The organism is Mesorhizobium sp. L-2-11 (genome assembly GCF_016756595.1).
GTDB lineage: Bacteria > Pseudomonadota > Alphaproteobacteria > Rhizobiales > Rhizobiaceae > Mesorhizobium.
Map to the genome: position 1 here is coordinate 4607867 of NZ_AP023257.1, position 23268 is coordinate 4631134.

The 23268-nt window shown below is 63.3% G+C and carries 26 protein-coding genes; 16 read left to right on the top strand and 10 right to left on the bottom strand.

All coding sequences use genetic code 11. From position 1 onward, the window contains the following. Nucleotides 1–16 precede the first annotated feature (16 nt). The 3 genes from JG739_RS22140 (at nucleotide 17) to JG739_RS22150 (ending at nucleotide 1452) form a co-directional block, all read left to right on the top strand. Nucleotides 17–304 (top strand): type II toxin-antitoxin system ParD family antitoxin, encoded by a 288-nt coding sequence (locus tag JG739_RS22140; protein ID WP_202363379.1) that lies wholly within the window; start codon nucleotides 17–19, stop codon nucleotides 302–304. Next, nucleotides 297–590: a type II toxin-antitoxin system RelE/ParE family toxin gene (locus JG739_RS22145; protein ID WP_202363380.1), complete on the top strand. Its 294-nt coding sequence runs from the start codon at nucleotides 297–299 to the stop codon at nucleotides 588–590. The genes JG739_RS22140 and JG739_RS22145 overlap by 8 nt, the downstream gene beginning before the upstream one ends. 346 nt (nucleotides 591–936) lie before the next feature. After that, nucleotides 937–1452, top strand: coding sequence for a SixA phosphatase family protein (locus tag JG739_RS22150; RefSeq protein ID WP_202363381.1), 516 nt, complete (start codon nucleotides 937–939; stop codon nucleotides 1450–1452). 73 nt (nucleotides 1453–1525) lie between these two features. On the opposite strand, the gene JG739_RS36415 is transcribed toward JG739_RS22150, so the two are convergent. From JG739_RS36415 to JG739_RS22175, 6 genes are all read right to left on the bottom strand, one after another. Beyond that, complete coding sequence (locus JG739_RS36415; protein ID WP_366930762.1) at nucleotides 1526–1744, bottom strand: DUF680 domain-containing protein; 219 nt, start codon at nucleotides 1742–1744, stop codon at nucleotides 1526–1528. 73 nt (nucleotides 1745–1817) lie between these two features. Beyond that, complete coding sequence (locus JG739_RS22155) at nucleotides 1818–2516, bottom strand: DUF2270 domain-containing protein (RefSeq protein WP_202363382.1); 699 nt, start codon at nucleotides 2514–2516, stop codon at nucleotides 1818–1820. A 56-nt stretch (nucleotides 2517–2572) separates the two neighbouring features. Next, nucleotides 2573–4681: a molybdopterin-containing oxidoreductase family protein gene (locus JG739_RS22160; RefSeq protein WP_202363383.1), complete on the bottom strand. Its 2109-nt coding sequence runs from the start codon at nucleotides 4679–4681 to the stop codon at nucleotides 2573–2575. Nucleotides 4682–4790: 109 nt separating this feature from the next. Next, nucleotides 4791–5510: a cytochrome c biogenesis CcdA family protein gene (locus JG739_RS22165; protein WP_202363384.1), complete on the bottom strand. Its 720-nt coding sequence runs from the start codon at nucleotides 5508–5510 to the stop codon at nucleotides 4791–4793. 9 nt (nucleotides 5511–5519) lie between these two features. Continuing rightward, nucleotides 5520–5945: a thioredoxin family protein gene (locus tag JG739_RS22170; protein WP_244749517.1), complete on the bottom strand. Its 426-nt coding sequence runs from the start codon at nucleotides 5943–5945 to the stop codon at nucleotides 5520–5522. A 436-nt stretch (nucleotides 5946–6381) separates the two neighbouring features. Further along, on the bottom strand, nucleotides 6382–8259 hold the full coding sequence (locus JG739_RS22175; RefSeq protein WP_202363385.1) for an ABC-F family ATP-binding cassette domain-containing protein: 1878 nt from the start codon (nucleotides 8257–8259) through the stop codon (nucleotides 6382–6384). On the opposite strand from JG739_RS22175, the gene JG739_RS22180 reads away from it, so the two are divergent. From JG739_RS22180 to JG739_RS22195, 4 genes are all read left to right on the top strand, one after another. After that, nucleotides 8203–8538 (top strand): hypothetical protein, encoded by a 336-nt coding sequence (locus tag JG739_RS22180; protein ID WP_202367725.1) that lies wholly within the window; start codon nucleotides 8203–8205, stop codon nucleotides 8536–8538. The two genes, JG739_RS22175 and JG739_RS22180, sit on opposite strands and share 57 nt — an antisense overlap. 431 nt (nucleotides 8539–8969) lie before the next feature. Further along, entirely contained in the window at nucleotides 8970–9140 is a 171-nt protein-coding gene (locus JG739_RS22185; protein WP_202363386.1) for a hypothetical protein, read from the top strand. A 62-nt stretch (nucleotides 9141–9202) separates the two neighbouring features. Further along, complete coding sequence (locus JG739_RS22190) at nucleotides 9203–11284, top strand: ATP-dependent helicase (RefSeq protein ID WP_202363387.1); 2082 nt, start codon at nucleotides 9203–9205, stop codon at nucleotides 11282–11284. Nucleotides 11285–11457: 173 nt separating this feature from the next. Next, the gene (locus JG739_RS22195) at nucleotides 11458–11760 is read left to right on the top strand and encodes a DUF982 domain-containing protein (protein WP_202363388.1); all 303 of its coding nucleotides are present in this window, start codon (nucleotides 11458–11460) and stop codon (nucleotides 11758–11760) included. Between the two features lie 93 nt (nucleotides 11761–11853). On the opposite strand, the gene JG739_RS22200 is transcribed toward JG739_RS22195, so the two are convergent. After that, on the bottom strand, nucleotides 11854–12366 hold the full coding sequence (locus JG739_RS22200) for a DinB family protein (protein ID WP_202363389.1): 513 nt from the start codon (nucleotides 12364–12366) through the stop codon (nucleotides 11854–11856). Between the two features lie 88 nt (nucleotides 12367–12454). Between JG739_RS22200 and JG739_RS22205 the strand changes: the two genes are divergently transcribed. The 4 genes from JG739_RS22205 to ndk all read left to right on the top strand — a co-directional run bounded on the left by JG739_RS22205 (nucleotide 12455) and on the right by ndk (nucleotide 14993). Beyond that, nucleotides 12455–13150: a glutathione S-transferase family protein gene (locus tag JG739_RS22205; protein ID WP_202363390.1), complete on the top strand. Its 696-nt coding sequence runs from the start codon at nucleotides 12455–12457 to the stop codon at nucleotides 13148–13150. 118 nt (nucleotides 13151–13268) lie between these two features. Beyond that, a complete protein-coding gene (gene bluB, locus JG739_RS22210) occupies nucleotides 13269–13904 on the top strand; it encodes a 5,6-dimethylbenzimidazole synthase (RefSeq protein ID WP_202363391.1) in 636 nt (211 codons plus the stop codon). 157 nt (nucleotides 13905–14061) lie between these two features. Further along, nucleotides 14062–14358: a DUF1905 domain-containing protein gene (locus JG739_RS22215; RefSeq protein ID WP_202363392.1), complete on the top strand. Its 297-nt coding sequence runs from the start codon at nucleotides 14062–14064 to the stop codon at nucleotides 14356–14358. Nucleotides 14359–14570: 212 nt separating this feature from the next. Next, a complete protein-coding gene (gene ndk / locus JG739_RS22220) occupies nucleotides 14571–14993 on the top strand; it encodes a nucleoside-diphosphate kinase (protein WP_077375544.1) in 423 nt (140 codons plus the stop codon). A 143-nt stretch (nucleotides 14994–15136) separates the two neighbouring features. Here the strand turns inward: ndk and JG739_RS22225 are convergent, their stop codons facing one another. Next, complete coding sequence (locus JG739_RS22225) at nucleotides 15137–15904, bottom strand: YbaY family lipoprotein (protein ID WP_202363393.1); 768 nt, start codon at nucleotides 15902–15904, stop codon at nucleotides 15137–15139. 266 nt (nucleotides 15905–16170) lie between these two features. Between JG739_RS22225 and JG739_RS22230 the strand changes: the two genes are divergently transcribed. From JG739_RS22230 to JG739_RS22245, 4 genes are read left to right on the top strand one after another with little or no spacing between them, the layout of a single operon-like run. Then, nucleotides 16171–16494 carry a BufA1 family periplasmic bufferin-type metallophore gene (locus tag JG739_RS22230; protein WP_202363394.1) on the top strand — a complete coding sequence of 108 codons (324 nt, stop codon included), beginning with the start codon at nucleotides 16171–16173 and terminating at the stop codon, nucleotides 16492–16494. Nucleotides 16495–16521: 27 nt separating this feature from the next. Then, nucleotides 16522–17451: an MNIO family bufferin maturase gene (bufB, locus tag JG739_RS22235; protein WP_202363395.1), complete on the top strand. Its 930-nt coding sequence runs from the start codon at nucleotides 16522–16524 to the stop codon at nucleotides 17449–17451. After that, nucleotides 17438–18238 (top strand): HvfC/BufC N-terminal domain-containing protein, encoded by an 801-nt coding sequence (locus JG739_RS22240; protein ID WP_202363396.1) that lies wholly within the window; start codon nucleotides 17438–17440, stop codon nucleotides 18236–18238. The genes bufB and JG739_RS22240 overlap by 14 nt, the downstream gene beginning before the upstream one ends. Nucleotides 18239–18240: 2 nt before the next feature. Beyond that, entirely contained in the window at nucleotides 18241–18738 is a 498-nt protein-coding gene (locus JG739_RS22245; RefSeq protein WP_202363397.1) for a DoxX family protein, read from the top strand. A 216-nt stretch (nucleotides 18739–18954) separates the two neighbouring features. On the opposite strand, the gene JG739_RS22250 is transcribed toward JG739_RS22245, so the two are convergent. Together JG739_RS22250 and JG739_RS22255 are read right to left on the bottom strand one after the other, a co-directional pair. Beyond that, the gene (locus tag JG739_RS22250) at nucleotides 18955–20553 is read right to left on the bottom strand and encodes a caspase family protein (protein ID WP_244749518.1); all 1599 of its coding nucleotides are present in this window, start codon (nucleotides 20551–20553) and stop codon (nucleotides 18955–18957) included. Nucleotides 20554–20873: 320 nt separating this feature from the next. Continuing rightward, a complete protein-coding gene (locus tag JG739_RS22255; protein ID WP_244749519.1) occupies nucleotides 20874–21866 on the bottom strand; it encodes an AraC family transcriptional regulator in 993 nt (330 codons plus the stop codon). A gap of 187 nt (nucleotides 21867–22053) precedes the next feature. Between JG739_RS22255 and JG739_RS22260 the strand changes: the two genes are divergently transcribed. Then, a complete protein-coding gene (locus JG739_RS22260) occupies nucleotides 22054–23166 on the top strand; it encodes a DUF1330 domain-containing protein (protein ID WP_202363399.1) in 1113 nt (370 codons plus the stop codon). The last annotated feature ends 102 nt before the right edge of the window (nucleotides 23167–23268 follow it).

Below are 23268 nucleotides of genomic sequence, written 5' to 3' on the forward strand. Positions count from 1 at the left end.
GCAAGGAGACAGGTTGATGGCGACAGTCGAAAAAGTCAGCGTGGCGCTTTCGCCGGAACTGCTGGACATGGTCAAGAGCGCGGTGGCCAGCGGGCAATACGGTTCGGCAAGCGAAGTGATCCGCGAGGCGCTCCGCGAATGGCGCCTTCGCCAGCCCTTGCGCGAGGCGGAAGCGCAACGGCTGCGGAAAGCCTGGACGGAAGGGCTGGAGAATGGCCCGTTCGCGCCTTTCGACATCGAGGACATCAAACTGAAGGCGCACAGCCGGTTTAGCGACGCCGACAAAAAACGGCGGAATGGCTGACGTCCTCATTGTCCGCAGCCCGTCCGCCGAAGACGATCTGATCGACATCTGGTTCGGCATTGCAACCGACAGCCCGCTTGCCGCGGATCGCTTTCTGGACGCCATTGCGGCGCGCATCCAGCAATTGGCGACATTCCCGGAATCCGGTAACCGGAGGCCCGACATCGGCGCCGAAGTGCGAGCATTGACGATCGGCAATTATCTCGTGCTTTATCGCCTGGCCGAACAGCGCGTCGAGATCGTGCGCGTGGTGCACGGCGCACGTGACGTCTCAACATTATTTTGACAGATGCAGACAGGCAAATGAATCTCTTCGACAGCGCTATGCGGGCAAAAGGTGATCTGGCCGGTGTCTTCGAGACAATCCAACGAATGCCACGGCATACTTCTATCTGTATCGAATCGAGGACGGGCGAGTAGGTTCTGTCATCGATGCAATTCACATTCGATCGGGCGATTGGGCCATTACTGAAGCAGACATTTCGGTCAGGTGGGATAAGGATGAACGGCGGGTAGGTTTGTTCATCTTTGGTGCGCTTTGGGCGACCTTTGATACCGCCATGCGTACAAAACATGGGGGCGGATATGGGAAAGACTTTCAGCCCGACATTCCTTGGTCACAAATTGAACTCATGAAGCAACTCCTTCTTCTGCGTCACGCCAAATCGAGCTGGGACGATCCTGATCTTATCGACTTCGACCGGCCGCTGTCCGCGCGCGGGTTGAAGGCCGCCCCGCTGGTCGGTCGCGAACTGGCCAGCCAGGGCTGGCTGCCCGATCTGGCGCTGGTATCGCCGGCGCTGCGCAGCCGCGACACATGGCGGCTGGTTTCGGCGGAACTGCCGGCGCAAACGCCGGCCAAATTTGTCCAGGCGCTCTACGAGGCCAGCGCGGCAGACGTTCTCGCCAAGGTCCGGCAAGCAAAAGCGGCAACGAGCAGCCTCTTGGTGCTCGGCCATAATCCCGGCCTGGAGGAATTCGCGCGCCGGCTTGCCGGCGCCGGGTCGGATGCCGCCGCACTCAAAAAGCTTGAAGAAAAATTCCCGACAGCGGCTCTTGCCCGCTTCCTTTTCGACGGTGACTGGGCACGGCTGGCTCTCGGCGACGCGCGGCTGACGCACTGCGTTTGGCCGAAGGATCTGCGCTAAGCGAGAGCTGTGACTTGATAAGCAAGAACGGCGGGCCAAGGCCCGCCGTTCTTTCGTTCCGAAGCTTCAGGGCTTAGCGGCGGCCCCAGTTGCCTCGGCCCGATTGAGGCGCGGCGGACTGACCGGTGCCTGACTCGGATGTCGCATTGGTGTTGACAGCGTTGTGCTCGGTCGGGAGCAGCCTACGGATCGAGCCCGTGAACGTGTTGTCGACATTTCCAACAGCCGCATTGCCAACAGGCGCAGCCGTCGCGCGGCCATTTGCTGAGCCGGCGTTCACTCTTTCTTGCACGATGCGTCAACAGAAACGAACCGATCGGTTCGATTTTCTGCTGACGCGCAAGTACGTTCGCAGATTTACCGCTCTAGACGTGCACGTCGCCAAAAGAGAGCTCGCCGTCCTCGCTAGCGGTCAAGAACGCCGTGACCAGCAGACTGGCATAGAAGGCGGCGACCAGCACGACGATGACCAGGCCGGGAATCGGCCCCAGAGCGGCGCCGGCAACCGCCTCGCGCAGCGAACTGACGAAGTCGATGCGGACACCTTCGGTTAAAAGACTGGGGGTCGACAGTTTCAGGATCCAGGCCAACAGCAGGATCAGCAGCATGTGGATGTAGTTTCGACGCAGACGGCGCGCCAACGCCGCTCGCTGCGAGATGAGGAATTTTGGCGTGCGCAGACTTTCGCCGACGACCAACAGCCAATCGGACGCGAAGTCCGGCTGCGGCGAGAATAGCTGCGCGAAATAGTGCCGTTCGAACTGGCGCACGCGGGCCCGGTAAACGTCGAAGAAGCGATATCGCCGCGCTTCTATCCACAGCAGCAACAGGACAAGCAGCATGGCAAAAAGCAGCACGCCGTGATGCGCGCTGGCCGTCGAAAGCGAGATCGACAACATCGCCGCGACGACCGTAATCGCCCAATTGCTCGTCCGGTCCAGGCGGTCGCGCCACCCCGTCATGCGCAGAATCTCGGCGCGATGAAAATGCGCCATCGTGGTCACGAGTTCGCCGGGCGAAAGCGTTCTTCCAATGGGGGCCGGCGCTGCCAAGGCTTCTGCCATCACCATGTCTCCACCGCCACGCAAAAACGGCTGGATGGGTATATCGTTCCGACGCTTCAATTGGCCGGGCGCAGCCAGACCTTGTTGTCGTGGAGCGCCGCACCGCCATAGGGCGCCGGCGCGTCGGCGCCGGTCAGGACGTTGATGCCCTCGCCGCGCTCGTGGGCGCTGTTGGGCCAGATGCCTTCGGCCACCACGACACCGCGCTTGATGCCGTCAAACAATCTTGCGTGCAGCACAACTTCGCCGCGCGCATTTCCGATCTCGACGCGATCGCCATCGGCCAGCCCACAGGCTGCCGCATCGTCCGGATGCAAAAGCAGTTCCGGCCGGCCCTCCCTGGCCTTCGACACCGGCGTCTCGGAAAAAGTCGAGTTGAGGAAATTGCGGGCCGGCGAGGTGGCCAGCCGGAACGGATGCGCCGCATCCACCACCTCGATCAGGTCGACGTGGTCGGGAAATTCCGGCAGGCGTGCCACCGGCCCAAACAGGCCCATGCTTTTCGGCGGCCGGTTGGGTGCCGCCTGCCCGATCCAGTCGGCGCGAAAGCGGAATTTTCCGTCCGCGTGGCCGAAGCCGTCGATAAAATGCGCCGCCTCGAAATCAGGCTGCAAATCGAGCCACTTTTGTTGCTTGAGGCTCGAAAAACTGCCCAGCCCGCGCTTGCCCAAAATGGTGTCGATATGCTGCTGCTCGGTCATGCCGAAGCCGGGCCTGTCGCCAACACCGAGCCTTTTGCCGAGTTCCTCGATGACGAAGTGGTTACTGCGCGGCCCTTCCGGCGGGTCGATCAGCTTCGGCCCGAGCGTGATGTGCTGATTGCCGCCGCCCTTGTAAACATCGTCATGCTCTAAAAACATCGTCGCCGGCAGCACGACATCTCCAAGTTTTGCGGTGTCGGTCATGAACTGCTCGTGCACGCAGGAAAACAGGTCGTCGCGCAAAAAACCCTGCTTCACCAGCCGCTGCTCCGGCGCGACATTGACCGGATTGGTGTTCTGGATCAGCAGCGCCGTCACCGGCGGGCCGCCATAGAGCGCATCCTCAGCGCCTGTCAACACCGGGCCGATGCGCGAATGATCGAGGTGGCGGATCGCCGGGTCGCGCATCCGCGCGCCTTCCAGCAGTTCCTGGTTCAGCTTGAAGATGCCCGAATTGGAATGGAAGGCGCCGCCGCCCTCATATTGCCAGCAGCCGGTGACCGCGGCGATCGAGGCGGCGGCATGCATGTTGACCGAGCCGTTGCGCTGCCGCGAAAAACCGTAGCCGAGGCGGAAATAGGTTTTCTTGGTCGTGCCGACGAGGTGGGCGAAAGCCTCGATCTCATCGACGGAAAGCCCGGTGATATCAGCCGCCCATTGCGGCGTTCTCGTCTGAAGATGCGCTTCCAGACCGTGCGGATCGTCGGTGTATTTTTCCAGGTAGCCGCGGTCGGCCATGCCGTCACGAAACAGCACATGCATCACCGCGCAGGCCAGCGCGCCGTCAGTGCCGGGCTTCAGCACCAGGCCGAGATCGGCCTGCTTCATCGTCGCGTTCTCGTACACATCGATGACGACGATTTTTGCGCCGCGTTCCTTGCGCGCCTTGATCGCGTGAGTCATGACGTTGACCTGGGTGACCACGGCATTGGTGCCCCAGATCACCACGCAGTCGGACTTGGCCATCTCGCGCGGGTCGGGACCGCGCAACGCGCCGGCGCCCATCATCCAGCCGGTCCAGGCCAGATTGGTGCAGATCGAACCGAAGAAGCCGGAGTACCTTTTCGCATGGCGCAGCCGCTCGATGCCGTCGCGCTGCACCAGCCCCATCGTGCCGGCATAATAATAGGGCCAGACCGTCTCCGAGCCGTATCTCGCCTCGGCCGCGATGAATTTTTCGGCGACCAGGTCAAGTGCGGCCTCCCAAGTCGCTTCCTTCCAAAGGCCCTCACCCTTGGCGCCCGCCCGGATCAGCGGCTTCAGCAAGCGGTCGGGATGATGGACGCGGTCGGCATAGCGGGCGACCTTGGCGCAGATGACGCCAGCCGTGTAGCTGTTGGCCTTGGCGCCATGGACGCGGCCGATGCGCTTGCTGTCGAGCAGCTCGACCTCGAGCGCGCAGGTCGACGGGCAATCATGCGGACAGGCCGAATGGCCGATCCTGAGCTTTGCGTGCTGATTCATGAGCCCAAACTAGCCGCTTATGGCGGCGGAGTGTAGGGCCAGATGCAGCGCTAACTTGCTTCTCCTTGCTGAGGCAAGCTGAAATCTGGCGACCGCCAGCACGGAGCCGTTAGAACTGCGTCGTCAACGCCGTCAGCCACTCGGGCGAAGCGTTGACGACTGCGGTTTCCAACGCCTTGTCGAACCCAGACAGTATCGCGGCGGCGGTCATCACCAGCAAGACGCCTAACGCGACCTTCAGCCCGCTGCCGGCGCCGGCGATGTGGCTGCGCCAACTCAGCAAGGTCTCGCGGGACAGTAGTCCGAGGATCAGCAACGGCACGGCAGCACCGAGACCAAACAGGACCATGGTGACCCCAACCTGGCCAAGGTCTTGGCCCTGCGCTGCAAGGACGGAAGCGGCACCGAGAGTCGGGCCAACGCAAGGGCTCCACACCGCGCCGAGCAGCAGACCGACGCCGAACTGCCCCCAAAGGCCAACGGAGGAAAAGCCGCCAAACCGCTGCTCGACCCAGTTGCCGGCGGGACCAGCCGCAAGCGCGATATGCGTCTGGAATGCCGGCACGATCAATATCGTGCCGAGGACGAGCATCAGAACAGCGGCGGCGCTGCGAAAGACACCGCCGTCAAGCCCGACGGAGAACCCGATCGTGGCGACGAAAAGCCCTATGGCCGTGAAGGATATGGCAAGTCCTGCGGCCAGCGCGATGGGGCCATAGCGATGCTGACTGACGGCAGCACCGAGCACGACCGGGATCAGCGGCAGCACGCATGGCGACAGCGTCGACAGCATCCCGGCCAGGAACGAAAATATGAAGCCGAGTAGCATCGCCGCCGCTCAGATCGTTTTATCAAGCAATTGCTTGATGGCATCCGCCTTGGTCACGCCAACAAGCCGACCGACTTCCGTTGCGCCCTTGAAGGTGATCAGCGTGCTCTGCATCCGCGCACCAAGAGCCCGAACAACCTCTTTTTGGGAATCGAAATCGACTTCGAAAACGGCCAGGTTTGCGTGCTCGGGCGCAGGCAGCAACTGACCGAGCACCCGCTTCTGCGCCTTGCAGATCGGACACCAGCTGGCGGTGATCTCGACCAGGATCGGCTTGCCTGCCTTTTGCGCCGCTTTGAAGGCCTGCCGTGTGTAGGCCATGCGGCTGGCAGCCAGCGCCGCCGGAGCCGAGGCGAGACCCGATATTGCGGTCAGGCCGATGAGGAAGGTGCGACGGTCTAGCATTTCTTGACTCCTGAAGGTGTCGGCGAGCAAGTAATCCCGCCATGGCGGACATGAGGATACGGTCCGTTGTTCGCGCCAGCGACGGCGAACGTTACAGGCTCACGGTAATGTTACCGAGGCCGCCCTTCGCTTGTGTCCACGTGCATTCGACGCCGTCAGCAGCCATCAGGTGCTGACGCCAAGCGCACCAGTGGCCTCAGCAAGCGCTCGGGGTGATGGACGCGGTCGGCATAGCCGTTTATGGCGGCGGCGTGTAGGGCCAGATGGCGAAGCTGCGATCTCCCCCCTTGTGGGGGAGATGTCCGGCAGGACAGAGGGAGGCGCGAAGGATCGCCTACCTTGTTCGCCCTGCAACACCCGAGACTGGCCTGAGAACGCAACCATGATCAATTGAGAGGTCGGCGGGACAGCGCCCCCCTCTGCCCTGCCGGGCATCTCCCCCACAAGGGGGAGATTAGCTCTTCCCTTACTCCGCCGTGCCTTCCTCATACTCCGCCGACATCGACAGCCATTTTTCCTCATGGGCGGCCAGCGTCTGGGCCAGTTGCGATCGCTCCTTGGCCAGCCGTGTCGCCGTCGACGGGTCCTTTTCGTAGACCGCCGGATTGGCGAGTTCGTCCTCGATCAAGTCGATGCGCTTGCGGATGCGGTCCATCAGCGCTTCGGTGGCGCGGATCTCCTTGGCCAGCGGCTCGAAGGCGGCGCGGCGCGCTGCCGCGTCACGGCGGCGGTCGGCCTTCGAGGCCTTTTCGGCCTCGCGCTTGCCGCGGCGGTCGCCGGCCACGCCGGTGACCAGCGTCTTGTAATCATCGAGGTCGCCGTCAAAAGGATTGACCGTCCCGTCCTTGACCAGCCACAGCCGGTCGGCCGTCGCCTCAAGCAGATGGCGATCGTGCGAGATCAGGATGACGGCGCCGGGAAACTCGTTCAACGCATGGATCAGCGATTCACGGCTGTCGATATCGAGATGGTTGGTCGGTTCGTCGAGGATGAACAGGTTTGGTCCCTCGAACGCCGACAGGCCCATCAACAGCCGCGCCTTCTCGCCACCCGACAGGTCCTTGGCGGCGGTGTTCATCTTCTCGGTGGTCAGTCCGAACTGGGCGACGCGGCCGCGCACTTTCGATTCCGGTGCTTCCGGCATCAGCCGGCGGACATGCTCATAGGCGTTTTCACTCGGCCTGAGATCGTCGAGCTGATGCTGGGCGAAGATCGCCACCTTCAGGCCGGGTGCTACCGTCATGGTCCCGCTCTCCTGCTTCAGGCGGCCGGACAGCAATTTGGCGAAGGTCGACTTGCCGTTGCCGTTGGCGCCAAGCAGCGCGATACGGTCGTCGGCATCGATGCGCAGCGTCATCTTCTTCAGGATCGGCTCACCCTCGACATAGCCGACATTGACGTTGTTGAGCGCAATGATCGGCGACGCCACAGTCTTCACCGGCTCGGGAAAGGAGAACGGCCGCACGTTGTCGTTCACAATCGCGGCGATCGGCTTCATCTTCTCCAGCGCCTTGATGCGCGACTGCGCCTGTCTCGCCTTCGAAGCTTTTGCGCGGAAGCGCTCGACGAAGGATTCCATGTGCTTGCGCGCGGCTTCCTGCTTGACCCTGCCCTTCTCCTGCAGTTCGCGCTGCTCGGTGTATTGCCGCTCGAACTGGTCGTAGCCGCCGCGCCAGAAGGTCAGCTTCTTCTGGTCGAGATGGACGATCGAGTTGACGGCGCGGTTGAGCAGGTCGCGGTCATGCGAGATCAACAGCACCGTGTGGGGATATTTCGACACGTAGTTTTCCAGCCACAGCGTGCCTTCGAGGTCGAGATAGTTGGTCGGCTCGTCGAGCAGCAGCAGATCGGGCTCGGCAAACAGCACCGCGGCGAGTGCGACGCGCATGCGCCAGCCGCCAGAGAACGACGAGGCCGGCCGCCGCTGGGCGGCGTCGTCGAAGCCGAGGCCGGCGAGGATGGTGGCGGCACGCGACTCGGCCGAATGGGCGTCGATATCGGCCAGCCGCATGTGGATGTCGGCGATGCGGTGCGGATCGCTCGCCGTCTTTTCCTCATCGAGCAGTGCAGAGCGTTCGAGGTCGGCCTTGAGCACGATTTCGATCAGCGGCTCCTCGGTGCCGGGAGCCTCCTGCGCCACCTGGCCGATGCGCGTGTTCTTCGGCAGGCTGATCGAGCCGGTCTCGGAGGCGAGGTCGCCGGTGATCGCCTTGAACAAAGTGGTCTTGCCGGTGCCGTTACGGCCGACAAGCCCTGCCTTGCTGCCGGCCGGCAAGCTCAGCGAGGCATGGTCAAGAAGCAGGCGTCCAGCCATGCGGAGCGAAAGGTCGTTAATGATCAGCATGGCCGCGCTTTTGCACGGGACGTCAGCGCTTCGCAAGACCTCGAGCGGCGGTTGGCCGCACAACGCATGAAAATGGCCGCCAGCGGCAGGTTGGCCGGTGCCGCGGGCGGACTGATCCGATCGCCGGCCTCAACGGATCAACGGACCAGCTCCGGGCTGGGCCGGGAACCGGCTGCGATGGCTTGGCTCCTGGCGAGCATCGGCTTCTCGCAGCCGAAACTGCGCATTTGTCAGTTAATTGCCGGTGCAAAGGCGGCGTTTTCGGCTATCGCGTCATGACGCAAAGGCAAGACTCAGCTATGTCTAGGTGTGCGGCGGACCTGATACCCGCCTGGCCGGCGTCATCGCTCCCCTCCCAAGCGGCGCCGGCCATTTTCCTGCAGCTTTCACTGCGCCGGAGGCGCGGCGGGTCGATCATCGCCTGGCGCCGAGTTGGGCGCAGGGTCGACCTGCGGGTTTTGATCGGCGCCGGGAGCCTTTGTCGGCGGAATGTTGTTGTCGCAGGCAGCGATTGCCAGCGCTGCGCCCAAAACGAGCCAAGTCGGAGCCAGCAAAATTGAAAGCTTGTTCATCGCAACCTCCTGTCACCGGGCAAACGAGACGGTGCCGATTTGGTTGCACCCTAGGGCGGAGTGTTTGGACCGCGGGGAACGAGAGGGCGGGGAACAAAACGCTGGCTCCTCGGTTGGTCCACACCAATGGAGAAAATCATGATCCGTCTGCTCATAGCCGGGGCCGCCGTCTATGTCGCCTACCGCATAGTCAGGGAAATCGTCGACGAGGTTCCCGACGACTTCGATCCGCTGTTGCCGCCGCCTGCCGATGACGACAAGTCGCTGCCGCGGCAGTCGGCGGCGATGGGCGTGGAGCCGCAGCGCTAGTTTCGGTTCGGTCGCACGTACGAAAGCGTTGCGAACAAAGCAGAAACGATGCTTGATGGGCAATGAACCTCGCTGCCCGTGATTCGACATTCCGGCCTGCCTATCTCGCGAAGCTGAATGCCGAGCAGTGCGTTGCCGTCGAACATGGTGACGGCAAGGTCGCCGGGCCGCTGCTGGTGATCGCCGGGGCCGGCTCCGGCAAGACCAGCACGCTGGCGCATCGCGTCGCGCATCTGATCGTCAGGGGCGCCGACCCCAGGCGCATCCTTTTGATGACGTTTTCGCGTCGCGCCGCATCGGAATTGGCCAAGCGCGTCGAGCGCATCGCCGGCGAGGTGCTCGGCCGCGACGCTTCCGTCATCACCGATGCTCTCACCTGGGCCGGCACGTTTCACGGCATCGGCGCCAGGCTGCTGCGCGACTATGCGCTGGAGATCGGCCTCGATCCGGCCTTCACCATCCATGACCGCGAGGATTCGGCCGACCTGATGAACCTCGCCCGGCACGAACTCGGCTTCTCGAAGACGGAAGGCCGTTTTCCGACCAAGGGCACCTGCCTGGCGATCTATTCGCGCGCCGTCAACGCGCAGGCGCCGCTCGGCGAAATTTTGGGTTCGGTGTTTCCCTGGTGCGCGGGGTGGGCAGAACAGCTTAAGACGCTGTTCGCCCGATATGTCGAGGCCAAGCAGGCGCAGAACGTGCTCGATTACGACGACCTGCTGCTCTACTGGGCGCAGATGGCCGGCGAGCCGGAGATATCGGCGCATCTGGGTGGGCGTTTCGACCATGTGCTGGTCGACGAATACCAGGACACCAACCGGCTGCAGGCCTCGATCCTCGCGGCGCTCAAGCCGGACGGATCCGGGCTGACGGTGGTCGGCGACGATGCGCAGTCGATCTATTCGTTTCGCGCCGCGGAAGTGCGCAACATCCTCGACTTTCCAAAACAGTTCGCCCGGCCGGCCGAGATCGTCATGCTGGAACGCAACTACCGCTCGACCGAGACCATCCTGGCCGCCGCCAATGCGGTGATCGGCGAGGCCTCGGAGCGCTTTACCAAGAACCTGTGGTCGGAGCGCAAATCGACCGAAAAGCCGAAGCTGGTCAGCGTCCGCGACGACGCCGAGCAGGCAAGTTACGTCTGTCAGGCGATCCTGACCGAGCGCGAGGCCGGCACGGCGCTGAAGGCGCAGGCCGTGCTGTTTCGCGCTTCGCACCACAGCGGGCCGCTGGAGATCGAGCTGACGCGCCGCAACATCCCGTTCGTCAAGTTCGGCGGGCTGAAGTTCCTCGACGCTGCCCATGTCAAGGACGTGCTGGCGGTGCTGCGCTTCGCCGAGAACCCGCGCGACCGCGTCGCCGGTTTTCGCGTGCTGCAGCTTTTGCCTGGCATCGGCCCTTCGGCGGCTTCGCAGATCGTCGACACCATGGCGACGTCGCTCGACGAAGCGATGGGGCTGGCGCGCTACCGCCCGCCGCAACGCGCCGCCGACGACTGGCCGGGTTTCGTCGCGCTGTTCTCGCAGCTTCGCACCGGGTCGGGAAAATGGCCCGTTGATCTCGAACAGGTCAGGCTCTGGTATGAGCCGCATCTCGACCGCATCCACGAGGACGCAACGACACGCCGGGCCGATATTCTGCAGCTCGAACAGATCGCCTCGGGCTATGCCTCGCGCGAGCGTTTCCTCACCGAGCTGACCCTCGATCCGCCGGATGCAACCAGCGACGAGGCCGGGCCGCCGCATCGCGACGAGGACTATCTGATCCTGTCGACCATCCATTCGGCCAAGGGCCAGGAATGGAAGAACGTCTTCGTGCTCAACACCGTCGACGGCTGCATCCCGATCGATCTCGCCGTCGGCTCGAAGGAGGATATCGACGAGGAGCGCCGGCTGCTCTACGTGGCGATGACGCGGGCCAAGGACGGCCTGCACCTGGTCATGCCGCAGCGCTTTTTCGTCCACCGCCAGGCGGCGCGCGGCGATCGCCATGTTTACGCCTCGCGCACCCGCTTCATCCCGGCCTCGATCCTCGGCGCCTTCGAACAGACATCATGGGCGAGCGTCCAGGCCAAGGATGATCCGCGCCGCCAGCCGCAAGTGCGCGTCGACCTTGGCGCCCGCATGCGGGACATGTGGAAATAGGCCGCTCTTCGGCACGACGCTCATGTCACGGAGCTTGGTGGCGAAAACCAAATTTCGGCAACCCAAATTTCGGCAACATGGAACCTGATGCCGCAATCCGCGTTTCTGGGCGTCCTACCCCCGGTCGGAGAGCGGCGTCCGCCCGTCACCTCCGCCCAATTCGAGAGGCCAGAATGCACGACACGACATTTTTCACCCCGGTCGCCGTAACCGTCGGCGCCGGCCATAAGCGCATGATCGCTTCGCTGTTCGACATGCATGAGTTCCTGACCGAGTTCCAGCCATCGCGGCGACGCCTGAGCTATGGCGCGGCGGTGAAGGCCTGCGAGGCGGCCCGCGCCGGCGAGATCTCGCCCGAAGCCGCGCGCGACGCCTTGATCACCTTCGCAGTTTCGGCAGGTATTCTCTGGCCTTCGGCGCAGCCGGCAGCCTCGGTCAAGCCGATCGCCCGCGGCCAGGGCGGATACGCCGCCTGACTGGCCAGGCCTCTTTGTGACCGTGGCCCGCCGAACGTCTTCGACGGGTTGTCCTTTCAACTCAGCCCGTGATCGCCGCGTGACAATCCCAAATCATGCGTAGGCGCGGCCCTCTTCGCTGCGCTGGAACAGCGTCAGGTCGAGCGGCACCGAAGGCCGGCCGAGAATGGTCAGGATCGCGTGCGCCTGGCCGCGGTGATGGGTCTGGTGGTTGAAGACATGAGCCAGCGCCGGCGCCAGCCGCTGCGAGACGGTGCGCATGTCGGAAACGGTCATGTAGGTGAAGCGGCCGGACAAGGCCTTGTCGCTCAAGGCGCCGACCCAGTCGATGATGCGCCTGTCTTCGGCCTCGCGCGCCATCCGCAATACGGGCAGAGCGCGGTGCAGGATCGTGTCGAGCCTAGCCGGCGTGTCGCCCTCGCCGGTAAAACGCTTCATCCAGATGCGATCGGTGGTCAAAAGATGGTTGAGCGTGCCCAGCATCGAGCCGAAGAAGGCGCCGACATTGCGGTTGAACTCTTCATCGTCGAGATCGGCGGCGGCATCGTAGATGCGGCTATTGGCCCATTGATTGTAGGCCGCAAACATCATGAAGTGCTGTTTCATCGTTTTCTCCGGCCGGCGAGACCCCGTTTCGGGTGCTTACCGCAAGGCCGAAACGTCGCTCTAGTAGACCGCAAGGAAGCTGCCGCCAATGACCATTCTGCTCTATGATCTCGTCGGACGCGATGGCGCCCGTCCGTTCAGCCCGCATTGCTGGAAGGCGACGATGGCGCTTGCCCACAAGGGGCTTGATATCTCAACGGTGCCGACACGCTTTCTCGAAGTGCCCACCGTTGAAGGCGGCGTTTCAAAACTCGTTCCGGTGATCCGCGACGGCGAGAAGGTGGTCGCCGATTCTTTCGCTATCGCGCTCTATCTCGACGAGGCCTATCCAGAGCGACCGACGTTGTTTTGCGGCGACGGCGGCAAGGCGATGGCGCGCTTCGTCGAACGCTGGTCGCAACTGACCATCCACCCCTATGTCACCACTGCGGCGATCATGGACCTGCACGCCATGCAGGACGAGGCCAACGCCGCCTATTTTCGCCAAAACCGCGAGCAACGCTTCGGCAAGAGACTGGAAGAGGTGGAGGCGGCGCGGGACGCCGGCCTTGGTGCCTTCCGTGCCTCGCTGGAACCATTGCGCTCGATGCTTGCCTATCAGCCGTTCATCGGCGGCCAATCACCGCTGTTTGCCGACTATATCGTCTTCGGCGCGCTGCAATGGGCGCGCATCGCCTCACCCTACCGGTTGCTCGACGACAGCGATGTGGTGGCGCAGTGGTTCGAGCGCTGCCTCGACCTGCACGATGGGCTCGGCCGCAAGGTGGCGGCGGCGGCCGCATAGGGGAGTAAGGGAGTAAGGGAGTAAGGGAGTAGCGGCGGCGCGCATTCCTACTACCCTACTCCCTTACTGCCCTACTGCCCTACTGCCCTACTCCCCTAGCAAAGACAGTACGAACACCATGACGTCAGACCCGGAATTCCCGGACGATTTTCGCGCCGATCTGGCCAATCTCTTCCTGTGGCGGCGGGATGTCAGGCGATTCAGGCCGACGCCGCTCCCCGAAGGCGCTCTGGAGCGGCTGCTTGAGGTCGCCAGCATTGCGCCTTCGGTCGGGCTGAGCCAGCCCTGGCGTTTCGTCGTGGTCGAGAGCGCGGAATGCCGCGGCGCCGTGAGGGCATGCTTTGAGCGCTGCAATGCGGAGGCGCTCGCATCTTTCGGCGGCGAACGCGCCGCGCTCTATGCGCGCCTGAAACTTGCCGGCCTGAACGAGGCGCCTTGTCAATTCGCTGTCTTTGCCGACCGCGCGACGGAACAGGGGCATGGGCTCGGTCGCCTGACCATGCCCGCGACCATCGACTATTCGGCGGTGATGGCGATCCACACCTTTTGGCTGGCGGCGCGCGCGGAAGGAATAGGCATGGGCTGGGTCTCGATCCTCGACCCGGCCGAAATGGCGACGATCCTGGACGCGCCGCCGGAGTGGACTCTGATTGGTTACTTCTGCGTCGGCTACCCCTGCGAGAACCACAGCGTGCCGGAACTGGAGCGAGAAGGCTGGGAAGTCCGGCGCGCTTCGATGGTGATAAGGCGGTAGTGCAACGGCGACGCTGCCACCCTCTTTGCAGGGAAGTATGGCTTCTCCCTTGCAGGGAAGAATGGATATCATGGATGTTTTCGCCAATCGCCGGCATCGCCAACAAGCCATTATGGCGAAGCCAGCCGTGACAGCCTTGATCTGAGGAAGGGCAAAAATGTTTCGCTACGACGTGCAGGCCGAGATCTGGGTCTATCCAGGCAAAGGCGGCTGGCATTTCGTGACGCCGCCGCCGGAGCTTGGGGCACGGATCAAGACGGCAATGGCGGGGATGGCACGGCCCTGGGGCTCGCTTGGCGTGGAAGCCGTCATCGGCCAGACCAGATGGCGAACATCGCTGTTTCCCGACAAGAAATCCGGCAGCCTGCTGTTGCCGATCAAGACGGCGGTGCGGGTCCGCGAAGGCCTTCGGGCTGGCGACACTGCCAAGCTGACGATCGAGATGAAGTTATGACAACATTGGTTTTGGCTGACGGCGATACGCCTTGCGGTGGCTAAAGCACGTCGAAGACGCGCTTAAGTTCTTGTTTTTATAGATGTCGCTATCGCAAAACCGCTGCGCACTTTTGCCCGACATGCATCAGCGCCAGCCCCTTGGCAAGCCGGCGGGCGGCTTGTATAGAGCCCGCCACCCTCAATTCCACTCTCCATCACAAGGACGACCCCATGGCGCTCGAACGCACCTTTTCCATGATCAAGCCGGACGCAACCCGGCGCAATCTCACCGGCGCCATCACCCAGATGCTCGAAGAAGCCGGCCTGCGCGTCGTCGCTTCGCGCCGGGTGTGGATGAGCCGCCGCGAGGCGGAAGGTTTTTATGCCGTGCACAAGGATCGTCCGTTCTTCGGCGAACTGGTCGAGTCGATGTCGTCGGGCCCAACGGTCGTGCAGGTGCTGGAAGGCGAGAACGCCATTGCCAAAAACCGCGACGTGATGGGGGCCACCAACCCGGCCAACGCCGCCGAAGGCACCATCCGCAAGCTGCACGCGCTGTCGATCGGCGAGAATTCCGTGCACGGATCCGACGCCCCCGAGACCGCCGCGCAGGAGATCAAGTACTGGTTCTCGGACACCGAGATCGTCGGCTGAGCCGATAAGTCCATCACCACGTCACATGCAAAAAGGCCGGCGCAATGCTGGCCTTTTTCGTTGCGGCGATCCGGCACCGGACGCCGGAGCCGACACCCGCCAACTGCGCATGATGCTCAAAAACCGAAACCGATTTTGAGCGATCAGCTCGCGGCGTTGAAGCGCAGGATGACGCCGCCGTCCTTGTCGGCGATGATGAGCTTGCCGGCGTCGATGTGATACGCTGCCGCCTTGGCCAGCGCCTTGAACAGCGCCTGTTCCTCAGCCATGATCTTGGAGGCGCAGGCCTTGAAGGTCGAACCGATGTCACTGATGACGATCGTCGAACCATCGACTTTGGCGGTGGCGAAGTAGACGTTGCAAGGGCCGCTGCCGCCGGCCTTGCCGGTCTCACTGATCCTGAACGTCGCCTGCGGCTCGGCGATCACACCAATGCCGTCGATATACTCGATCAGCCAGCTCTGCCCGAACACCGGGGCCGACGCCGGCTGCTCGCTCGACGTCACCATCTTCAGCATGATGATCTGGGGCGCGTCGCTCAGCGGATCGACCTGGTGGCGCATATCGGAGATGAACAACAGCCTGTCGTCGACGGTGATGCGCGCCTGCAGCACATAGGTCATATCAGGCCGGATCACCTGGGGATCAAAGCTGATCTCGAACTTGATCGGCACCTGGCCGGCGGGCGTCACTTTACGCTCGCCGATGACAGCGGCCGGCGCATCGGCCTGCGAGACATCGGCAAGCTGCACGGAAAGCACGGCGTTGGGCGGCAGCGCAATGCGCTCGCGATACATCACCTCGCCCGTCAGGGTCTTCTCGGCAGCGAAGGACAACTCAGGCACCACCAGTATAGCAACAACCAGCGGCACGACACCGAAGATGAAGAACTCGGCGATCCTGTCCAGCATGATCCTGCTCCCCATGCGCCCTGGTCGGAAGGTCTCGCAGGATTGCGGTGGTTCCGTGGCGCCCACACCGACTATTCGCACGGCGGGTGCCTTCCGGCGGCTTGCGGCTAATCGTCGGTCTCCTTGGCGTGCCCGGCAAGATTTGCTCAAGTCAGGCGATCACGAAGTCGTGTTCCCAAAAGATGTAACGCAGCGAACCTCCGGACCGAACTGACCATGCGCGCTTGAGGAATGGCGCGCGCAACAACCCAAGCGGAGGTTAAATCATGTCAACAAGATCAACCGTGAGCGCGGCCTTCCTGGCCGGCGCCGTTGCCACGGCTCTTGCTTCTTTTGCGACGGCCGCGCCGCTGTCCGAGGCAGAAGCCAAGGCGGCGATGGATGCCGGCAAGGAGAAGTGCTTTGGCGTCGCCCTAAAGGGGCAGAACGACTGCGCGGCAGGACCTGGCACTACCTGCCAAGGCACCTCGACCGTCGATTACCAGGGCAACGCCTGGAAGTTCGTCGACGGCGGCACCTGCACGACGATGGACCTGCCCGGCGACCGCAAGGGCTCGCTCACGGCACTGAGCCGCGACGTCCCGTCCTAAGCAACGCAAGCTGCCCGGAAAGCGGAGATGAAGATGAACGGACTGGCCCCGGCATCCGGCATATCGAAAACCTCGCGCTTTCCGGCGCACCCGATCGCCGGCCTTGCCGGCACCAGTTTCAAGCACGAGCATCTACACGCGATCCTCGGCGACGGCCCAAAGGACGGCTTCTTCGAGGTCCACGCCGAAAACTACATGGGCGCCGGCGGCCCGCCGCACGATGCTCTGGCCAGGATTCGCCGCGACTATCCCGTTTCGCTGCACGGGGTGTGCATGTCGATCGGCGGACCGCGGCCGCTCGACAAAGTGCATCTCGGCCGTTTCAAGGCGCTCGTCGACCGCTATGAGCCGGCGCTCGTTTCCGAGCATCTCGCCTGGTCGACCCACGACAGCACCTATTACAACGACCTGCTTCCCCTGCCCTATGCGCCGGCAACGGTTTCGCGCGTGGCGGATCACATCGATGAAATGCAGGAGACGATCGGACGCCCGATCCTGCTCGAGAACCCCTCGACCTATGTCCTTTTCGCGGAATCGACGATGAGCGAGACGGATTTCATCGGCGCGCTGGTACAGCGCACCGGTTGCGGCCTGCTGCTCGACGTCAACAATGTCTTCGTTTCGGCCACCAACCACGGCTATTCAGCCCTTTCCTACCTCGCGGATTTCCCGCTGGCGCATGTCGGCGAAATCCATCTGGCCGGGCACGCCGAGCAGGAGGATGACGAGGGCGCCCTGCTGCTCATCGACAGCCATGACGGTCCGGTCGCCGACCCGGTCTGGAAGCTCTCCGATATCGTCATCGGCCGATGCGGACCGCTGCCGACGCTGATCGAATGGGACAGCGCCATTCCCGACTGGCCGGTGCTCAAGGCGGAAGCCGCCGCCGCGCAAGCGATTCTCGACCATCACGCCGACAGCCACCGTGTATTCGGAAAAGCCCATGCCGCAGGATGAACTCCAGTCGGGCGATCTTAGCCACCGGTTCGACTATGCCGCGGCATTCACCGCCGGTTTGCTCGATCCTGACCGTGCCCCGCCTGATGCCGTCTCTGGGCCGAACGGCAAGGCAGCGGTCAAACGATACGCCGTCTACCGCAACAACGTCACGGTCAGCCTGATCGATGCGCTGGCCGCCAGCTTTCCAGCGACGCTGCGCATCACCGGCCCGGACTTCTTTCGGGCGATGGCGCGCTTCCATGTCCGCGAAACGCCGCCCACTTCGCCGCTTCTGTTCGAATACGGCCGCGACTTTCCCGATTTCATCGAGCGCTACGACTATGCGCGGCCGATGCCATGGCTGGCCGACGTGGCGCGCCTGGAACGGGCCTGGCTTGACGCCTATCATGCCGCCGACGCGGAACCGCTTGATCCCGTGGCACTGGCGGCGATCCCGCTCGAAAGGCTAGCCGATACCGTGTTCACGCCGCACCCGGCAACGCGTGCCATGCGCTCGCGCTATCCGGTCGTGACGATCTTTGCGGCGAACCGGGGCGACCGCCCTGTCGGGCGGATCGAGGCGGACGGCCCTGAAGACGCGCTGGTCACGCGGCCCGGGCTCGAAGTCTTTGTTCGCCACCTGCCGCCCGGCGGCGCAGCTTTTGTGGATCGTCTCATGGCGGGCGAGCCGCTCGGCGCGGCGGCCGCGGCAGCATTTGCGGAAACTGCCGAATTCGACCTTGCCGCCAACATTGCCGGCCTGCTGCAAGCAGGCGCCTTCACAGCGGCACACCAGGGAGGGTGAGCATGACGAACCATGGATGGAACGCCAGCACCGAGCCGCGAGGGGCTGCCACCCTCGTCGAGAGGGTGAATGCCGCGCTGCGCACGAGTGCCACACCATCGTTGACGCAACTCGTCCTGCGCTGCGCGCTCGCTGTCCCGTTCTGGCGGTCCGGCATTAACAAATGGGACGGTTTTTTGCAGTTGAACGAGGTGGCCGTGCTGCTTTTCAGCTCGGAGCTCAAGCTGCATCTCCCAGGCGGCCCTTACGATTTTCCTGCGCCTGGGTTGGTGGCGTTCGTCTCAGGGTCGGCGGAAATCCTGCTGCCAATTCTTCTCGTTCTCGGCCTGGCGACACGCCTGGCGGCATTCGGCCTGCTCGTGATGACGCTGGTCATACAACTCACCGTGCCCGACGGCTGGCCGCTGCACATCACCTGGGCGGCGATGGCGCTCGGCATCATGGCGTGGGGACCCGGTCGGATTGCGCTCGATCACTGGATCGGCACTGACAAGGGCTAAGCTTATCCAACTCTTCCGCGTCCGCATTGCCATCAGGCGGCTAGAGTGGTGATGGACTCCCGCCCAAAATGCGAGGTTTAGCGTGCTATCCGCGCCGGCCGTCGCGCCACCCGCGTGAAGCACCTGCGAGGCAAGGGGGACTTGCGCCACGCATCACTTCAGGATTTTCGATGGCCGTGGCTAGCGCCCCTCGATAAAGCGCCTGCCAGTTCACCCTCACCAGCCTCCACCTCCACCTGCACCTGCACCTCCACCCCCGCCTCCACTCCCGCCTCCGCCGCCCGTGGCAGGAAAGAGAGGCGTCCTTGGAGTGCTCCGCTTAACCGGTTCGACTACTTTCCTCGCCGTAGCCTTTTTGTGCTCGACGATCCTAGGCGCAGTTGTCGCGCGAACGACCTTCGGCTGTGGCTTCGCAAGTGGCTGTGCGGAGCGCGCCTGGTCGGCAGCCCTTCTGGCGCGGATCGCCGCCATCATCGGGTCGGTCTGGACCATCAGGAACGCCAGTTGCTCGCGCGTCAAATAGGTGGTCCGCGGCAGGCCGTTCTTGCCCTGCCAGACGCCGATCGCCTGGCGGGTCTTCGGACCGATTTTGCCGTCGACGTGGCCGAGCTCGTTACCAAGGGCCTCGATGCGTAGCTGCAGATCGATGCGGCCGTTGTGATCGAGCCCGATTGCGCCTTCCGTCTGCTCAGTGCCTGGCGTCTTCATTTCGTCCGTAGTGCCGACAGAGATGCGAACGGTCGAGCCGAAATTGGCGTTTGCCTGACCCGTGTCGAGTGCCGCGACCTGCTTCTTTTGGGCATTCGGGTCCTTCAACTGATCGATGTTGAGCTTCGCCACCGTGGCGAAGCGGCCGTTCGGGAATTGTTCGAGATAGGCCTCGTAGAACGGAGTGGAATTCTTTTTCGAAGCCTCGTCCCAAAGACGCGTCTCAATCTCCCGGGACAGCACATCGTGGGTCATGGGAACTGCAGCCGCGTTGGACTCTTCGACGATGGGCTTGGCGGATGGTGCCGGTGGTTTGCCTAGAAAAACCTCGCGTCCCAGCGATGCGTTGTGCCAGGGCCGCTGCCGTCCTTGCGTGGCCCCCGTCACCTCGCCGCGCACGCGCGTCAGCGCGCTCTGGATCTCGACGCCGGGCTCGGTCAGATGCTTGGCGAGCGCCAGCGAGTACGGGCTGTCGACACCGGGGCCGTCGAAGGCGATGGCACCCGGATCGGTTGCGTAGGCGATCAGCAAGCCGCCAGTGCCGACGCCGTCCGCTTTCGCTTCGACCGGCGCAAGGCCAGCGCCCAGCGAGCGGCTTTTTGGCAGCGAGGCGGCCAGCGTCCTTGCCAGCGGATTGTCGCGGCAGGCATCTAGGATGATGACGCCGACCGCGGGATCGGGCGGCAGCGCCTCCATGAATTCGTCGATCTGGACTGTGCGGGTTTTGAGATAGGCGGGCGACGTCAACTCGGCATCGACCGGAATAAGATAGTTCTTGCCGTCGACCTGCATGCCGTGGCCAGCATAGAAAATGACGGCAAGGTCGGCATTGTAGGATGCCTCGGTGAACCGGCTGATCAGGCTGCGCATGCCTGCATTGTCCTGATCGACCCCCTCTATTACCTCGAATCCGGCATTGTACAGCGTGGATGCGATGAGCTGCGCGTCGTTGGCGGGATTGGGTAACGGCACGGCGTTGACATATTTACTGTTGCCGATCACCAGCGCGACGCGCTTGGCGGCGTCGGTCGTGGCGGCGGCCTGGGCGCCGAACGCGGCAAGGACGAACAGAACAACTACGCTCAAAAGGACGGCGAACGCTTTCATGGATCAGCCCTCCACCCCAACGGGCACGTTATCGGTCTCTACGCATGCTAAATTCCGTTAGCGACCAAGTCGCTTCTGCCACAAATGGCCCCTGGCATATCTGGTCTCGGCCACGGTCTCGGTTCGAGGCGCCCTAAAAAACTCCTCCATTCTACTGCGTTCGGGGCAGCATGGAAACGGGTGGCGAAAGGGAATGTCAGCCTTCGACATTCGCCCGCGCAGCAGTTTGAGGGTCTCTTTTCTAAACGATCTAACATCGCGAAGGCAGCCTAGCGGGCTGAGAATATCTGGCGGCCCTTTGGCCCGCGAATCAGGCCTAATTAGCGTGCTATCCGCGCCCCGTCGCGCCAGCCAGCCGGCGAGACGCCCGCGAGCTTCTTGAAGCTCCGGCTGAAGGCCGCTTCGGACTCGTAGCCGACATCACGCCCGACTGCCGAGACTTTGGCCACCCCATCAGCGAGCAGTCGTGCGGCCAGTTGTACGCGCCATCGCGTGAGATACTGCATCGGTGGGCAGCCGACGAGACGCGTGAAGCGGGCCGCGAGGACGGACCGCGAGACGCCGGTTTCGCACGCGAGTTCTTCAATTGTCCAGCCACGCGCCGGATTCTCGTGAACAAGCGCAACGGCTCGGCCGACGGCGGGGTCGCGCAAGCCGGCCAGCCAGCCGGTCTGCTCCGGCGGTAGTGCCTCAAGATAGCGGCGAACGACCTCAACGAACATCAGCTCGCTGAGGCGCAGGCGGATGCATTCAGCGCCAGGCCGCTGAGCGGACACCTCTGCCAGCGTTAGCTCGATCAACCGGTCGAGCAGGTCGCTCGGTGCGCCGGCCGCGCGCCGGATGCATATCAGCGGAGGAAGGGCCTCGAGCAGAGGATTGAACGGCCGTGCATCGCAGCCAAGAAAACCGCAGACATATCTGGTCAGAAGGGGGCCGCCGCCGCCTTCGTTGACCACGAAGGGCAGTTGTCCGGCCGCCATGGCGCGAAAGAAGTCGAGCGAATCTTCCTGGCTCAAACCTGACCGCACTCCGGGCGTACTGCACATCGCGTACGAATCCTCATGCGGGATCACAAGTATGTCGCCTTCGGCAAATTCCATCGGCGGACCGTCACCGATGCTGACCGAGCCCGATCCTTGGGTGATGATGTGGTAGGAAATCACGTGTTGGGCGCGCGGCAGGATGAGATGGGCAAATGAATCCGCCCGCGGCACTTCCACACTCCAGGGCGAAGAGGCATCGACCCAGAAGAAAAGCGCGCCGGTGAGCTTTATCACGCGCAGCACATCTGAAAGAACATCCTTGTCCGGCACGGCCGAAGGTGCGGCATCGGCAACGACCTCTTGCGGTGGCCGCCCAGGCGATGGCGCAAGAACGGACGCTACGGCAAGCGATTGAGACGCTGGGTCATGGAGCGTGCCCATGGCCAAGTCTACTATGCGCCGAACTGCATATCCACCGCGCATCCCGTGCAGTCCATGCGATCAACGGAGGTCGGCCATGTCTACTTATTGCTTCTTCGACGTGCGTGAAATCACCGACCAAGCCAAGGTCGAGCAGTATCTGGCAGGGGTCTTTGCAACGGTTGAACAATATGGAGGGCGCTATTTGGTGCTGGGCGGGAAATCCGACCTTGTCGAAGGAGACTGGCAGCCGGTCTATCCGGTCATCGTCGAATTTGCCGACGCCGAGCATGCCAAGCGCTGGTACTCATCGCCCGAATACGAGCCGCTGAAAGCGCTTCGCGTCGCCGGAACCCGATCCAACGCAGTGTTCCTTGAAGGTGCAACGCCGGGATCGGAGCAAGCGGCGGTCCAGACCCACCGGGGCAAGACATCGAAAACTCCGGCTGAAATCTACGACTCGCTGTTCGTTCCAGCGCTGTTCCGACAATGGGGGCCTATCGTCGCCGCCGAGGCGCGAATAGGGAGGGGCGACCGCGTGATCGACATCGCCTGCGGTACGGGTGTGCTGGCGCTCGCGGCCCTCGACTGCGTTGGCGCGGAGGGCAAGGTGGTCGGGCTTAACCCCAATCTCGATATGCTTTGCGTTGCCCGCCGCAAAAGCACTCGCATCGAGTGGCGAGAAGGGCGCGCCGAGCAGATTCCTTTCGCGGATGAAAGCTTCGACGCCGCAGTCAGCCAGTTCGGCCTGATGTTCTTCGAGGATCGAGCAGCCGGACTGCGGGAAATGATGCGCGTGGTCAAGTCCGGTGGCCGGCTCGCCGTCGCGGTCTGCGGACCGCTCGACCAGTCGCCCGGCTATGCCGCAGTGGCGGATATGCTTGAACGGCTGTTTGGAAGCGACGTTGCGAACGCGTTCCGGGCGCCCTTTGTGCTCGGCAATGTGGAGTTACTGCGCTCGCTCTGCGCGAAGGCAGGCATAGAGCGTGCCGAGGTGAAGCGGCACCGCGGAACGGTCCGTTTTGCCTCGATCGAGACGCTGATCTCGACTGAAAGGGCCTGCATCTGGACGTTGGGCGGGCTTTTGGACAACGAGCAGTTTAAGCGGCTTCTGGAGGAGGCCGAGCGGGCACTTATGCCTTTCGTGACAGCAGTCGGCGCCGTCGCTTTCGACATGCCGGCGCTCGTCATCACGGCATCCAAGGACTGACGCTGGCGAGCGATCTCCAGTTGTTCCGCCGGTGCGAGGATCAACAAGGGAAACCTGCAGAAGGTTTCAGAAAGGCCGAACGTGCCATTCGGCAGACCTCTT

Bases quoted from the DNA above. Each gene is read 5' to 3' on its own strand.
- JG739_RS22250 (WP_244749518.1), bottom strand. From the start codon at position 20,553: ATGAAAGCGTTCGCCGTCCTTTTGAGCGTAGTTGTTCTGTTCGTCCTT.
- JG739_RS22260 (WP_202363399.1), top strand. From the start codon at position 22,054: ATGTCTACTTATTGCTTCTTCGACGTGCGTGAAATCACCGACCAAGCC.
- JG739_RS22140 (WP_202363379.1), top strand. From the start codon at position 17: ATGGCGACAGTCGAAAAAGTCAGCGTGGCGCTTTCGCCGGAACTGCTG.
- JG739_RS22215 (WP_202363392.1), top strand. From the start codon at position 14,062: ATGTTTCGCTACGACGTGCAGGCCGAGATCTGGGTCTATCCAGGCAAA.
- JG739_RS22240 (WP_202363396.1), top strand. From the start codon at position 17,438: ATGCCGCAGGATGAACTCCAGTCGGGCGATCTTAGCCACCGGTTCGAC.
- JG739_RS22165 (WP_202363384.1), bottom strand. From the start codon at position 5,510: ATGCTACTCGGCTTCATATTTTCGTTCCTGGCCGGGATGCTGTCGACG.
- JG739_RS22230 (WP_202363394.1), top strand. From the start codon at position 16,171: ATGTCAACAAGATCAACCGTGAGCGCGGCCTTCCTGGCCGGCGCCGTT.
- JG739_RS22195 (WP_202363388.1), top strand. From the start codon at position 11,458: ATGCACGACACGACATTTTTCACCCCGGTCGCCGTAACCGTCGGCGCC.
- JG739_RS22145 (WP_202363380.1), top strand. From the start codon at position 297: ATGGCTGACGTCCTCATTGTCCGCAGCCCGTCCGCCGAAGACGATCTG.
- JG739_RS22225 (WP_202363393.1), bottom strand. From the start codon at position 15,904: ATGCTGGACAGGATCGCCGAGTTCTTCATCTTCGGTGTCGTGCCGCTG.
- JG739_RS22175 (WP_202363385.1), bottom strand. From the start codon at position 8,259: ATGCTGATCATTAACGACCTTTCGCTCCGCATGGCTGGACGCCTGCTT.
- ndk (WP_077375544.1), top strand. From the start codon at position 14,571: ATGGCGCTCGAACGCACCTTTTCCATGATCAAGCCGGACGCAACCCGG.
- JG739_RS22150 (WP_202363381.1), top strand. From the start codon at position 937: ATGAAGCAACTCCTTCTTCTGCGTCACGCCAAATCGAGCTGGGACGAT.
- JG739_RS22180 (WP_202367725.1), top strand. From the start codon at position 8,203: ATGGTCAAGAAGCAGGCGTCCAGCCATGCGGAGCGAAAGGTCGTTAAT.
- bluB (WP_202363391.1), top strand. From the start codon at position 13,269: ATGACGTCAGACCCGGAATTCCCGGACGATTTTCGCGCCGATCTGGCC.
- JG739_RS22155 (WP_202363382.1), bottom strand. From the start codon at position 2,516: ATGGCAGAAGCCTTGGCAGCGCCGGCCCCCATTGGAAGAACGCTTTCG.
- JG739_RS22185 (WP_202363386.1), top strand. From the start codon at position 8,970: ATGATCCGTCTGCTCATAGCCGGGGCCGCCGTCTATGTCGCCTACCGC.
- JG739_RS22205 (WP_202363390.1), top strand. From the start codon at position 12,455: ATGACCATTCTGCTCTATGATCTCGTCGGACGCGATGGCGCCCGTCCG.
- JG739_RS22160 (WP_202363383.1), bottom strand. From the start codon at position 4,681: ATGAATCAGCACGCAAAGCTCAGGATCGGCCATTCGGCCTGTCCGCAT.
- JG739_RS22190 (WP_202363387.1), top strand. From the start codon at position 9,203: ATGAACCTCGCTGCCCGTGATTCGACATTCCGGCCTGCCTATCTCGCG.
- JG739_RS22200 (WP_202363389.1), bottom strand. From the start codon at position 12,366: ATGAAACAGCACTTCATGATGTTTGCGGCCTACAATCAATGGGCCAAT.
- bufB (WP_202363395.1), top strand. From the start codon at position 16,522: ATGAAGATGAACGGACTGGCCCCGGCATCCGGCATATCGAAAACCTCG.
- JG739_RS22245 (WP_202363397.1), top strand. From the start codon at position 18,241: ATGACGAACCATGGATGGAACGCCAGCACCGAGCCGCGAGGGGCTGCC.